The 11,460-nt window shown below is 70.8% G+C and carries 16 protein-coding genes and 1 pseudogene; 4 read left to right on the forward strand and 13 right to left on the reverse strand.

Annotated elements, in window-relative coordinates; translation table 11 throughout:
• A pseudogene (locus DW309_RS18445) lies at nucleotides 1-211 on the reverse strand (hypothetical protein); the annotation flags it as partial.
• A 146-nt stretch (nucleotides 212-357) separates the two neighbouring features.
• On the opposite strand from DW309_RS18445, the gene DW309_RS18450 reads away from it, so the two are divergent.
• On the forward strand, nucleotides 358-1,119 hold the full coding sequence (locus tag DW309_RS18450) for a dienelactone hydrolase family protein (protein WP_136046214.1): 762 nt from the start codon (nucleotides 358-360) through the stop codon (nucleotides 1,117-1,119).
• 56 nt (nucleotides 1,120-1,175) lie between these two features.
• Here the strand turns inward: DW309_RS18450 and DW309_RS18455 are convergent, their stop codons facing one another.
• Nucleotides 1,176-1,961, reverse strand: a complete 786-nt coding sequence (locus DW309_RS18455; protein WP_136046215.1) for a MerR family transcriptional regulator — start codon at nucleotides 1,959-1,961, stop codon at nucleotides 1,176-1,178.
• A gap of 150 nt (nucleotides 1,962-2,111) precedes the next feature.
• Between DW309_RS18455 and DW309_RS18460 the strand changes: the two genes are divergently transcribed.
• Nucleotides 2,112-2,954 carry a DUF4097 family beta strand repeat-containing protein gene (locus DW309_RS18460; protein ID WP_136046216.1) on the forward strand — a complete coding sequence of 281 codons (843 nt, stop codon included), beginning with the start codon at nucleotides 2,112-2,114 and terminating at the stop codon, nucleotides 2,952-2,954.
• The gene (locus DW309_RS18465; protein ID WP_136029187.1) at nucleotides 2,951-3,577 is read left to right on the forward strand and encodes a PadR family transcriptional regulator; all 627 of its coding nucleotides are present in this window, start codon (nucleotides 2,951-2,953) and stop codon (nucleotides 3,575-3,577) included. Before DW309_RS18460 ends, DW309_RS18465 begins: the two co-directional genes overlap by 4 nt.
• A gap of 211 nt (nucleotides 3,578-3,788) precedes the next feature.
• Here the strand turns inward: DW309_RS18465 and DW309_RS18470 are convergent, their stop codons facing one another.
• A complete protein-coding gene (locus DW309_RS18470) occupies nucleotides 3,789-4,331 on the reverse strand; it encodes a universal stress protein (protein WP_136029185.1) in 543 nt (180 codons plus the stop codon).
• Nucleotides 4,332-4,480: 149 nt separating this feature from the next.
• Between DW309_RS18470 and DW309_RS18475 the strand changes: the two genes are divergently transcribed.
• A complete protein-coding gene (locus tag DW309_RS18475) occupies nucleotides 4,481-4,672 on the forward strand; it encodes a DUF3073 domain-containing protein (RefSeq protein WP_136029183.1) in 192 nt (63 codons plus the stop codon).
• Nucleotides 4,673-4,727: 55 nt separating this feature from the next.
• Here DW309_RS18475 and DW309_RS18480 read toward each other — a convergent pair whose 3' ends face one another.
• From DW309_RS18480 to DW309_RS19820, 10 genes are all read right to left on the reverse strand, one after another.
• Complete coding sequence (locus DW309_RS18480; protein WP_136036064.1) at nucleotides 4,728-5,027, reverse strand: hypothetical protein; 300 nt, start codon at nucleotides 5,025-5,027, stop codon at nucleotides 4,728-4,730.
• Nucleotides 5,028-5,111: 84 nt separating this feature from the next.
• Nucleotides 5,112-6,425, reverse strand: coding sequence for an MFS transporter (locus DW309_RS18485; RefSeq protein ID WP_136046217.1), 1,314 nt, complete (start codon nucleotides 6,423-6,425; stop codon nucleotides 5,112-5,114).
• Nucleotides 6,422-7,894 (reverse strand): amidophosphoribosyltransferase, encoded by a 1,473-nt coding sequence (gene purF, locus DW309_RS18490; RefSeq protein ID WP_136036062.1) that lies wholly within the window; start codon nucleotides 7,892-7,894, stop codon nucleotides 6,422-6,424. The genes DW309_RS18485 and purF overlap by 4 nt, the downstream gene beginning before the upstream one ends.
• Nucleotides 7,895-7,900: 6 nt before the next feature.
• Complete coding sequence (gene purM, locus DW309_RS18495) at nucleotides 7,901-9,016, reverse strand: phosphoribosylformylglycinamidine cyclo-ligase (RefSeq protein WP_136036061.1); 1,116 nt, start codon at nucleotides 9,014-9,016, stop codon at nucleotides 7,901-7,903.
• Between the two features lie 24 nt (nucleotides 9,017-9,040).
• Nucleotides 9,041-9,505 carry a BLUF domain-containing protein gene (locus tag DW309_RS18500; RefSeq protein WP_205812864.1) on the reverse strand — a complete coding sequence of 155 codons (465 nt, stop codon included), beginning with the start codon at nucleotides 9,503-9,505 and terminating at the stop codon, nucleotides 9,041-9,043.
• Nucleotides 9,502-9,771, reverse strand: coding sequence for a hypothetical protein (locus DW309_RS18505; RefSeq protein WP_136036060.1), 270 nt, complete (start codon nucleotides 9,769-9,771; stop codon nucleotides 9,502-9,504). The genes DW309_RS18500 and DW309_RS18505 overlap by 4 nt, the downstream gene beginning before the upstream one ends.
• Before the next feature lies 1 nt (nucleotide 9,772).
• The gene (locus tag DW309_RS18510; protein ID WP_136029170.1) at nucleotides 9,773-10,114 is read right to left on the reverse strand and encodes a hypothetical protein; all 342 of its coding nucleotides are present in this window, start codon (nucleotides 10,112-10,114) and stop codon (nucleotides 9,773-9,775) included.
• 124 nt (nucleotides 10,115-10,238) lie between these two features.
• Nucleotides 10,239-10,802 (reverse strand): DUF3618 domain-containing protein, encoded by a 564-nt coding sequence (locus DW309_RS18515; protein WP_136029167.1) that lies wholly within the window; start codon nucleotides 10,800-10,802, stop codon nucleotides 10,239-10,241.
• Nucleotides 10,799-11,221 carry a phage holin family protein gene (locus DW309_RS18520; RefSeq protein ID WP_136029164.1) on the reverse strand — a complete coding sequence of 141 codons (423 nt, stop codon included), beginning with the start codon at nucleotides 11,219-11,221 and terminating at the stop codon, nucleotides 10,799-10,801. Before DW309_RS18520 ends, DW309_RS18515 begins: the two co-directional genes overlap by 4 nt.
• Nucleotides 11,218-11,460, reverse strand: a 243-nt coding sequence (locus tag DW309_RS19820; RefSeq protein ID WP_205812865.1) for a hypothetical protein, incomplete at its 5' end; no start/stop codon positions are given. The genes DW309_RS19820 and DW309_RS18520, both read right to left, overlap by 4 nt.

Genomic DNA, 11,460 nt, shown 5'->3' on the forward strand with positions numbered 1-11,460 from the left:
CCGCGCCGCCCTCGCCCCACAGCCCGGCGCTGGCGGCGAGCGCCGCGGTCGCGCAGGTGGCGATGTAGAGCGCGTGGTGCAGCCACCGGAAGTTCCGGGTGTCGACCAGGCGGAGGGCGACCGAGGCGCCGAGGGCGCAGTTCGCCGTGTAGGCGGCGGCCGCGGCGACGAACAGCGGCGCGGCGTTCGAGCGCCGACGTCGGTGGACCATGACCCGACCCTACGCCCGGGCGTCGCCGCGGAGCGCCCCCTTGCGCGCCGCCGTCCGGATTCGGTACGGCGTCCGCCCTCGACCGCGCGGTAGCCTGGGATCCCGTGCCCGAGGCGAGGAGGTGGTGGCGGCCGAAAGGTACGACCATGACCATGCACTTCACCTCGGCGCCGCGTCTCAGCGACGGCGTCATCGAACACGAGTTCGTCCTCGGGGGCGTCCCCGGCGTGCTCTGGACCCCCGTCTCCGCCTCTCCCGACACCCCCGTTCCGCTCGTCCTGCTGGGCCAGCCCGGCGGCTTCAGCCTGCAGCGAATGCGCTCCCGTCTCGCCGGCCGGGCGCGGGCGTGTGCCGCGCAGGGGTTCGCCGCCGTCGCGATCGAGCTTCCCGGCGCGGGCGAGCGCACACCGCTCGCCGGTGCCGCCGAGGCCCGCGCAGACCTGGTCCGCGCACTCGACGAAGCGCGCGCGCCAAGCGACGAGCTGATCGATCGGCTGATCCTGCCGCTCGTCGACGCGGCGGTGCCCGAGTGGCAGCGGACCATGGACGCGGTGCTCGCGCTGCCGGAGATCGGCGAGCGCGTCGGGATCTCGGGCGGGGTGATCGCGGTCGCGACGCGCCTGGCCGCTGTCGACCCGCGGATCGTCGCCGCGGGCCTGTTCGCCGGGAGCTACGTGCCGCGCGCGACCTTCGCCGAGGCCCGACGGATCACGATCCCGGTGCACGTGCTGCTGCAGTGGGACGACGAGGGCAACGACCGCGCGATGGCCCTCGAGCTGTTCGACGCGTTCGCCTCCTCGGAGAAGACGCTGCAGGCCAACCTGGGCGGCCACACCGGGGTGCCGGCCTTCGCTGCGGACGACGCCGCTCGCTTCTTCGCCCGTCACCTCGGCGCGGCGTCCGGCTGAGCCTGTGCCCGTCACCCCGCTCCCGGTGACAGGAGCGGGGCGACGGGCCGGACCCGCTAGAGGTTGCCGTCCGCGTAGATGCGGAGGGCGTCGCGCACGAACTCGGCGCCGCGGGTGCCGCCGTCCGAGGTGGCGTAGTTCGCGCCGAAGCGCGGGTCGGCGACGTACATCTCGCCGAGCCCGGTCACGTACGCCTTCACGTCGCCGCCGGGCGCCGCGGCGGGTGTGCCGGGGATGCCCGTGAGCCACTCGACGTGACGTCGCGCGAGCTCCTGCGCCTCGGGGGACGCGGGATCGGCACCGCTCTCGGCCGTGGCGACCCAGTCGCGTCCGAGGTCGGACACGCGCTGCTGCCAGTCGGCGCGCTCGGCGTCGGTCATCCCGCGCCACCAGCGGTCGCTGTCGGCGTAGGCCTGACGACCCCAGCGCTCCTCGACCTCCTCCTTGTACTGGGTGTGGTCGAAGCCGTCGAACATGTTCTCTGCCATGAGGTTCTCACCTCCTCTCAATGCCGTGATGGTGGATTCGACCGACGCGATCTGCCGCGCCACCCGGTTCTGCTCCGCGCGCAGCAGCGCGAGGTGGGTCTCGAGGGCTGCGGCCTCGGTCGGTGCGGCGTCGGCGCGCAGCACGTCGGCGATCTGCGGCAGTCCGAGTCCGAGCTCGCGCAGCAGCAGGATGCGCTGCAGTCGCACGAGCGCCTCGCCGTCGTAGTGCCGGTAGCCGTTCGCGGCGATGCGCGAGGGCGGGAGCAGGCCGATGTCGTCGTAGTGACGCAGCGTCCTGCTCGTGGTGCCCGCGAGCCGTGCGATCTCCTGGATCGACCAGTCCGCCTTCGTCATGTCTCCTCCTCTCGGTGTGATGTCTCCACGGTAGAAGTTGACGCAACGTCAATGTCAAGCGGTCTTGGCGGTCACCCTTGACACATCGAGATATATCGTGTTCACTGAGGAACACACGATATATCGTGATTCCGACTCAAGGAGAAGCACATGACCGAGAAGTGGCTCATCGCCCCCGGCGAGGAACGCATCATCGACATCGAGTCGGCCACCCGGCTCAAGATCGGCCTGGTCGGCGGACAGGTCGACGTCATCGCCCACGACGAACCGGGCATCCGCATCGAGGTGCACGGCGTCACCACGAAGGACCTCCGCATCGAGTCCCACGACGGCGAGGTCGAGATCGACCACCCGCAGCTCGGCTGGGACAACTTCCTCGAGGTGTTCCGCAACTTCGGCTCGGGCGGCCCGCGCGCCGAGGTCAGCGTCGCCGTCCCCCGGTCGATCGCCCTCACCCTCGGCGTCGTCAGCGCCGGCGCCCTCGTCTCCGGCATCCGCAACGACGCCCGCCTCAACACCGTCTCGGGCGACATCATCGTCGACACCCTCATCGGCGACCTCAGCGTCAACTCCGTCTCCGGCGACGTGCAGGTGCGCGGCCTCACCGGCTCCATCAACGCCAACAGCGTCTCGGGCGACGTCGCGGTGACCGGCACCGTGCGCAAGGCGGTCGTCGACATCGTCTCCGGCTCCACGACGATCGACGCCGCGGGCGACGTGAACACCATCACCGTCAACTCGGTGTCGGGCGGCACCACCGTGCGCCTCGACGAGTCGCTCGCCGCGAACTACGTGATCCGCTCGCTCAGCGGCCGCCTCCTGATCGACGGCGTCGAGCGCAGCTCGTCCGGTCCGAGCAACTACACCGGCACCACGGGCGAGCTCGCCGGGCGCTTCGTCGACCTGCGCGCCAACTCCGTCTCCGGCGGGGTCACGGTGCTGCGCCGCACTCCGGCCTCGATCGCCGACGACCCCGAATGGGAGGAAGCATGACTCCCGCGGTCTTCTCGCACGGCGACCTGCGGCTGTATCTGCTGTCGCTGCTGGCCGAGTCGCCGCAGCACGGCTACGGCATCATCCAGTCGCTCACCGATCGCACGGGCGGCACCTACACGCCCAGCGCCGGGACCATCTACCCGCGCCTCGCGAAGCTGGAAGAGGAGGGCCTCGTGACCAAGACCGTCGACGGCCGCACCACGATCTACGCGATCACCGAGGCCGGACGCGCCGAGCTCGCCTCGCGCGAGGCCGACCTCGCGGGTATCGAGGCGGGCATCACCGACTCGGTGCGCCTGATCGCCAACGAGGTGCGCCAGAGCGTGCAGGAGGCGATGAAGAGCCTGCGGGCCGACCTCGCGACCGCGGCGAAGGACGACAGGGCCGCGGCGAAGAGCCGCCCCCGGACGGAGACCGACGACGCGCGCCTCACGAGCCGCGACGAGCTCCACCGCGCGGATGCGATCATCAACGCGTTCCGGGCACGCGTCCGCACCGACCTGCGCACGCACGTGGCGAAGGGCGGGCTGCTCCCCGCCACGATCGTCACCGAGCTCGAGAACGCCCTCGACGAGGCCGCGCGCGGCGTCACCGCGGGCCTGAGCCGGTCGGGATCGTGAACACCCCGCCGCCGGTGGACCCGACCGCGCGTCCGACACCGGCGGCGGATCGGTCCGCTCCGCAGCTCCCGGCGCCCACGACCGCGGCAACGGCAACGGCATCCCCGCCGGAGCGCCCCCTCGCACCGGCACGCGGCATCGTCATCCACACGGGCTGACGCGAGAGGGCCCCGTCGACAATGGTCGACGGGGCCCTCTCGCGTCTGTCCGACTACTCGGGCCAGATCTCCTTCTGGTCGTCGGGCACGAGCTCGCCCAGCGGCACCACGAGCACCGAGCGATGCTGGCGATGCGTGAGACGTGCCGCCACCGAGCCGGTGAAGAACTCCCGGATGGACTCGCCGAGGCCGCGCTTGCGCGTGCCGACCACGATCAGCTGCGCATCGAGCTTGTTCGCGAGCTGCTTGATCGCCAGCGCCGGATCGCCGACGAGCTGACGGGCGGTCCAGGTGATGCCGCGGTCGCGCAGCTGGGTGGCAGCGGCAGCCTCGACCGCTTCGAACTCCGCCGCTCCCGCGTCGAAGTTGATGTCGATCGGCGCCGAGTGCACGTAGCCGTCGGGGTCCTCGTAGGTCACGAAGCGGGTGACGTCGACGTGCGCGACCACCAGCGGCGCGTTCAGCAGGCGGGCGAAGCGGACGGCCTCGTCGAGCACGCGCGGATCCTGATCCACCTGGATGCCGACGATCACCGCCTTCTGCAGCGCTGCGTTCTGCGTGGCCTCATCGGAGGGGTTCGAGGTGCTGTCGGTCATGAAGATCGCTCCCTTCGGCGGCCCGGCATCGGCCAGGGCGTGTTCCCCGCATGCTATTCTGAATGCTACTCTTACCGGCCGCGAGCCGGTGTCGTGAATGACTCGGGCGCCCGTCTGCCCGCAGCTTAACTCGTGAGGGGGTCTCAGGCATGGGCCGTGGCCGTCAGAAGGCGAAACACACAAAGATCGCCCGCGAACTCAAGGCGTACAGTCCGTCGGTGAACTACTCGGCGCTGGAGCGCGAGCTCGGGCATTCGAGCGACTCCGACGAAGACGCCTACGTCGACAAGTGGGCCGATGAGTACGCGGACGAAGACGAAGACGAACTAGAGAAGGCCTAGCCTCCCGGTTCGAAACACCCGCACCTCGTGCGGGTGTTTCGTCGTGTCCGGGCGGTTACGGGTGCAGGAGTGCGGTCAACGTGCCGGTGAGCACGAGCACCGCCAGCAGCAGGACCCAGCCGAACAGCACGACGAGGTTGAGCGCGATGCCCCACGCCGCGATCGCGTGCCCCCGTGGCTCGCGCTGCCGACCGAGGAGCCCGGCGATCACACCGACCAGTGGCGGGAACAGCGCGAAGCCGCACACGAGCGAGACGACCGCGATGACGACGCTGGAGATGCTGAGGAAGCGCTCACCGGGTTCGTCCGGCTGCGGGGTCGCCGCACCGGTCCTGACTCGGGATGGTGATGTCATGTCCATCGGGCACACCGCTTTCCGGCGGTGCAGACCGCCACGCAAAGAGAGGTAACACGTTAGATTACCGCCTCGCGGCCCTCGTCACCAGTGGCCGTGCCGGCGCTCCCACTCGTCTTCGATCGTGCGGCGGCGACCGGCGACGATACCCGCGGGGATCGACACCACGAGCACCGCGGCGACGACCAGCAGCGGCACCTGCCACCCGCCGGTCGTCTCGTGCAGCAGCCCCACCAGCAGCGGGAAGACAGCCGCGATCGCATAGCCGATGCTCTGCACGAAGCCGCTCAGCGCGACGGCGCTCTCGGGCGTGCGGGCACGGATGCTCAGCAGCACCAGGCTCAGCGGGAACATGATGGCCGTGAGGCCGAAGATCGCCACCCACAGCGGCAGCGCCACGGTCGGCAGGAGCAGCAGCCCGAGCAGCCCCACCAGTCCCGCCGCGACCGCCACCAGGAACAGCGGCCGCGTCGCCTGGAACCGCACCACGAGCACGGGCACCAGCATCGAGCAGGGCAGCCCGACCAGAGCGAACAGCGACAGCAGGAAGCCCGCGGTCGCCGGGCTGACGCCACCCAGGTCGACCAGGATCGTCGGCAGCCACGCGAACGCCACGTACGCCATGGTCGACGAGGTGCCGAACACGAGCGCGAGGGCCCACGCCAGCGGCAGCCGCCAGAGCCGCCCGAACACGCGCGGGCTCGCCGACTGGGTCGTGATCGGTCCGGTCGAGGCGGCGACCGCGTCGCGCACATCGTCCACGCCGTCGGTCGGGTCGGGCATCAGGAGCTCGGTGGGCATCGGACGATCGCGCTCCCCGCGCGTGCGCACCAGCAGCGTGACCCAGGGCACCAGCGCCAGCGCCGCCACCACGCCCCACATGCCGAGGGAGATGCGCCAGCCGAGCGAGTCGGCCACGGGCACCGCGACCAGCGGCGGCAGGAACGTGGAGACCGCGAGCGTGGTCGAGTACGCGGTCATCATGACGCCGAGACGGTCGGCGAAGTACTTCTTCACCAGCGGCGGCAGCAGCACGTTGCCCGAACCGACCCCCGCGAACACCACGGCCGTCGCCGCGAGCAGGCTCCACGAGTCCGGGGCCAGACCGCGCAGCAGCATCCCGGCCGCCATCAGCACGATCGCCACGACGGCCATCCGCTCCAGGCCGAACCGACGCTCGAACAGCGGCGTCAGCAGGCCGAACAGCGCGAAGCACACCGGCGGCGCCGCCCCGATCAGCCCCACGATCACGGACGAGACCGGGAAGTCCTCCGCGACGTGGTCGAGCACGGGAGACAGCGAGGCGACCGCGGACCGCAGCGAGAACGCGACCAGCACGATCCCGACCAGCGCGAGAGCCCGACCCTTCCAGAGCGGTCGCGCACTCGGCGCCGTCATGAGGTCTGCGACCCCTCCACCCAGGCGAGGTATTCGTCGGTGACGGTGCCGGTGACGTACCGGCCGTCGAAGCAGCTCATGTCGAGATCCTCCAGCACGGAGCCCTCGGTGATCGCGGCCTTCAGGTCGTCGACCTCCTGGTACACCAGGTGGTCGCAGCCCAGCTCCTCCGCGATCTCGGGGATCGTGCGGCCGTGCGCGATCAGCTCGTGCCGCGACGGCATGTTGATGCCGTACACGTGCGGGTGCCGCACGGGCGGGGCCGCCGAGGCGAAGGTCACCGAGGAGGCGCCGGCGTCGCGGGCCATCTGGATGATCTCCTTCGACGTGGTGCCGCGCACGATCGAGTCGTCGATCAGCAGCACGTTCTTGCCCTGGAACTCGGCCGACATCGCGTTGAGCTTCTGGCGCACGCTCTTCTTGCGCACCGCCTGCCCCGGCATGATGAACGTGCGGCCCACGTAGCGGTTCTTGTAGAAGCCCTCGCGGTACTCGATGCCGAGCTTGCGGGCCACCTCCATCGCGGCCGGGCGCGAGGAGTCGGGGATGGGCATGACCACGTCGATCTTGTCCATCGGCACGTGCTTGGCGATCGTATCGGCCAGCTTGTCGCCCATGCGCAGGCGCGACTCGTAGACCGAGATGCCGTTCATGATCGAGTCGGGGCGGGCGAGGTACACGTACTCGAACGCGCACGGCGCGAGGTGCGTCTCCGTGGCGCACTGCCGCGTGAACAGCTCGCCGTCGTTCGTGATGAACACGGCCTCGCCGGGCTCGACCTCGCGCACGACCTCGTAGTCGCCGTTCTCCAGCACCAGCGACTCGCTCGCCACGACCCACTCGTCGCGTCCCTCCGCGCCGGGCACGGTCGACGGACGGCGGCCCAGGATCAGCGGCCGGATGCCGAACGGGTCGCGGAACGCCAGCAGACCGTAGCCCGCGATCACCGCGATCACCGCATACGCGCCCTCGATGCGCTCGTGGGTGCGGGCGACCGCCTCGAAGATGCGCTCCGGGTCGAGGTCGACCGTCGACGTGGTGGCCTGCAGCTCGCCCGCGAGCACATTGAGCAGCAGCTCGGTGTCGCTCGACGAGTTCAGGTGGCGGCGGTCGCGCTTCGCCATCTCGGCCGTGAGCTCACGGGTGTTCGTGAGGTTGCCGTTGTGGATGAGGATGATGCCGTACGGCGCGTTCACGTAGAACGGCTGCATCTCCTCCTCGCTCGACGCGGTGCCCTTGGTGGCGTAGCGCACGTGGCCGAGGCCGACGTTGCCGAGCAGCGCGCGCATGTCGCGGGTGCGGAACGCCTCGCGCACCATGCCCTGCGCCTTCGCGTTGTGCATCACTCCGTTGGCCTCCGCCGTGGCGATGCCCGTCGCGTCCTGCCCGCGATGCTGCAGCAGCAGGAGCGCGTCGTAGATGTCCTGATTGACCGGGGCTGTCCCCACCATTCCGACGATGCCGCACATGGGGTGTTACTTCGCTCCGTCCGCGTAGGCGCCAACCAGGCGCACCGCTCCACCGTCGACGCCCTTGGCGCCCTGCTCGAACTCGCCGGTCGGCCGCGGGCCGAAGCCGACGGTGCCGACCTGCCACGCGGGCATGCCCTCGGCGTCCAGCGCCGCGATCGCCGCGTCTTTCTTGTCGCCGGCGACCACCGCGAGGAAGCCGACGCCCAGGTTCCAGGTGCCCTCGGCCGACTCCAGCGTCGACCCGGCGATGTCGCTCAGCACGCGGAACACCGGGCTGGGCGACCACGTGCCGCGGTCGACCTCGGCCCAGCTGCCCTGCGGGAGCACGCGCGCGAGGTTCGCCGCGATGCCGCCGCCGGTCACGTGACTCAGGGCGTGCACGCCGCCCGCGAGCTGCTCGATCAGGCGCAGCAGCGGCAGCGTGTACAGGCGGGTGGGCTCCAGCAGGGCCTCGCCCCACGTGGTGCCGAAGTCGGCGGCGGTGTCGGCGTACGAGATGCCGGCGCCCGTGATGATGTGACGCACGAGCGAGTAGCCGTTGGAGTGCAGGCCGCTGGAGGCGACCGCGATCACCGCATCACCGTCCTGCACGCGCTCGGCGCCGAGGATCGCATCCGCCTCGACCACGCCGGTCGCGGCTCCCGCCACGTCGTAGTCGCGCGGTCCGAGAAGTCCGGGGTGCTCGGCCGTCTCGCCACCGACCAGCGCGGTGCCGGTGGCCGCGCACGCCCCGGCGATGCCGCGGACGATGTCGGCGATGCGCTCGGGCACGACCTTGCCGCACGCGATGTAGTCGGTCATGAAGAGGGGCTTCGCACCCACCACGACGATGTCATCGACGACCATGCCGACCAGGTCCTGCCCGATCGTGTCGTGCTTGTCGATGGCCTGCGCGATCGCGACCTTGGTGCCGACGCCGTCGGTGCTGGTCGCCAGCAGCGGACGCCGGAAGTCGCGCAGCGCGCTCGCGTCGAAGAGGCCGGCGAAACCGCCGACGCCGCCGAGCACTTCGGGTCCGTGCGTCGCGCGCACGGACGACTTCATCAGCTCGACCGCGAGATCGCCGGCAGCGGTATCGACACCGGCTTCGGAATAGGGGTTGGTGGGGGAGGCAGCCACTCGAACAGCCTACCGCCCGCAGCCCTACCGGATCTCCAGAGCCTCGGCCCGCTGCGCGGCCTGCCGCACGCGGAACCACATCGTGAGCTCCATGAGCGCCCGGCCGATCATGTCGTGATCGCCGACGCGCAGATCGTCGAACGAGTCGCGGTACCCCTCGGCCAGGCGCGGCTCGGCGGCCACCATCGGCTGATACCCCATCGTCCAGTCCGCGAACCGGCGCTCGTGCAGCGGTTCGCGCAGGAGCACCCGCACGTCGTGGTGACGCGGATCCTCGGAGATGCGGGTCATGAGCGCCTCGACCACGCCCTCCTCGCCCTCGAGGATCTGCACGAACTCGCCCTCGCGGTACAGCAGGAGACCGGTGATCTCCCGCGCCTGGTTCGCCGCGCGGCTCGAGGCGAGCAGGGCTTCGAGCTCGTCGTCGTCGAACGCGCGGGTGGCGGTGCTGCAGTAGACGAGCGAGAGCAGCGCGTGGTCGATCGTCATCCGAGGTGTCCCCCTGCAGCGGTGTCGTCCGTCATGGCCTCGGTCACCGCGGCGATGGCCGTGTGATGGTCGGTGAAGTCGCCGATGATCTGTGAGGCGGAGTCGAAGGCGCGCCACAGGCCCCCGGGCTGGCGGTCGACGTAGCCGAGGAAGGTTCCGGCGTGGCTGCCCACGTAGAACCCGTCCGCGACCGACGCCCACAGCGCCTTCGACGGTGTGTGCGCGGCGCCCTCCTCGGGCACGTCGAGCGTCTGCGGATGCGACACGTCAGACTCCGCGGTCCAGGTCGAGGTCGATCGCCGGCAGTCCGTCGTCGTCGACATCCCCGTCCTCGGCCGTCGGCTTCGGGTAGAAGCGGTGCTCGCGCAGGGCTGCCGCGTCCGCGGAGAAGTCCGGGTCGTCGCCGTTCGACGACTGCGGACCGACCAGGAGGTCGTTCCCGACGCCGACGATCAGGTCGGCACTGTCCTTCTCCCCGTCCACGTGGATCGGGATCTGCACGGCCGCGGACTCGCCCTCGCTGGCGAGGGAGGCGGCCAGGGTGACCAGGGCGTCCGCCACGTCGTCCGTCGTGACGACCTGCTGCCCGGCGTAGGAGACGAGTTTCATGATCATGACCCTGTCATGACGGAGCCGGTCGGAGAACGGGCTTGCGCCCGGAGCCCCCGACCGGCTACAGAGCCCGGGGTCCGGTGCCGTGCCGCGGCAACGGACCCCGGGGAGCGCTCGCCGATCAGCTTCCGGTGACGGTGTCGCGGGCGTCCTGCGCACTGCCCTTGACCTCGTCCACCGCGTGGGTCGCGTCATCGCGGATGTGCTCGGCGGCACCGGCGGCCTCGTCCTTCACGGCCGCGAACGCCTCCTGCGCCGGCTCCTTGAGATCCTCGCCCACGGTCTTCGCGACCTCGGTGACCTCGTCGACCAGCGGCTGGGCCTTCTCCTTCAGTTCGCCCGCCAGCTCCTTCTCCTTCGTGGAGGACGGGATGACGGCGGCGACCACGAGCCCGGCGGCGAAGGCCATGAGCCCCACCGCGAGCGGGTTGCCCTGCGCCTTCGCCACGGCGTGCCGGCCGGCATCCGCCACCGAGGACGACGCGTCGCCCACGTGACTGCCCGCGTCGTCGGCCACGCCCATGACGCGGTCGACCACGGAGCGCGCGGCACCCTTCATCTTCTGCGTCTGCCGGTGCACGACCTTCGAGGGGGTGACCTTGTCGGCGAGCGCGTCGACGTCCCTGCCGAACTCCGCCCTGGTCCGCTCGATGTCCGCACGGATCGCGTCGGGTGAATCGCTCATTTGTTCTCCTCATTCCTCTTCACGGCATCGGGGATCCGCTTGAGGCTGTCCACCGTGCGCGGCGCCCCCTCGATGCTCTTCAACTGCGTGCGTCCCGCCAGGAACAGGACCAGGGCGACCAGCGCCCAGATGACCGCGACGATCACGGCCGACCAGCCGAGACCGGTCACGTAGTAGCCGAGACCCCACCACAGCGCGACGGAGAGGAAGAAGACCGCCATCATCGCGCCGTAGCCCGCCCCGCCGAGCATGCCCGCTCCGCGGCCGGCCCGCGTCGCGGACTGCTTGAGTTCGGCCTTCGCGAGTTCCAGCTCCTGTCGCATCAGCGTGGACAGGTCGCTCGTGACCTCGCTGAGCAGGTCGCCCAATGAGGTGGTCTCCGCCTTCTGCTCCGAAGGCGTCGGGGTGGCGTCGGTCATGGTCGCTCCTCGTCACCCGGTGCGCGGTTGGCCGCGTCCGTCCTGTCGTAGAGCGGGGTGTCGCCGCGGTCCTCGTCACGGGTCACACCCCACGGCGCGGTACCCGCATCGATGCCGCTCATCCCATCGGGGGCGCCGGGCACCGTGCCGTCGGTCGGCAGCGGCGGCTGGCCGAGCGTGGTGCTGCCGCCCGTCTCCGTGGCTCCGGCTGCACCGACACCGGCACCCGCGCCCACGCC

The sequence above is a fragment of the Microbacterium sp. K41 genome (assembly GCF_004794395.1).
Taxonomy (GTDB): domain Bacteria; phylum Actinomycetota; class Actinomycetes; order Actinomycetales; family Microbacteriaceae; genus Microbacterium; species Microbacterium sufflavum.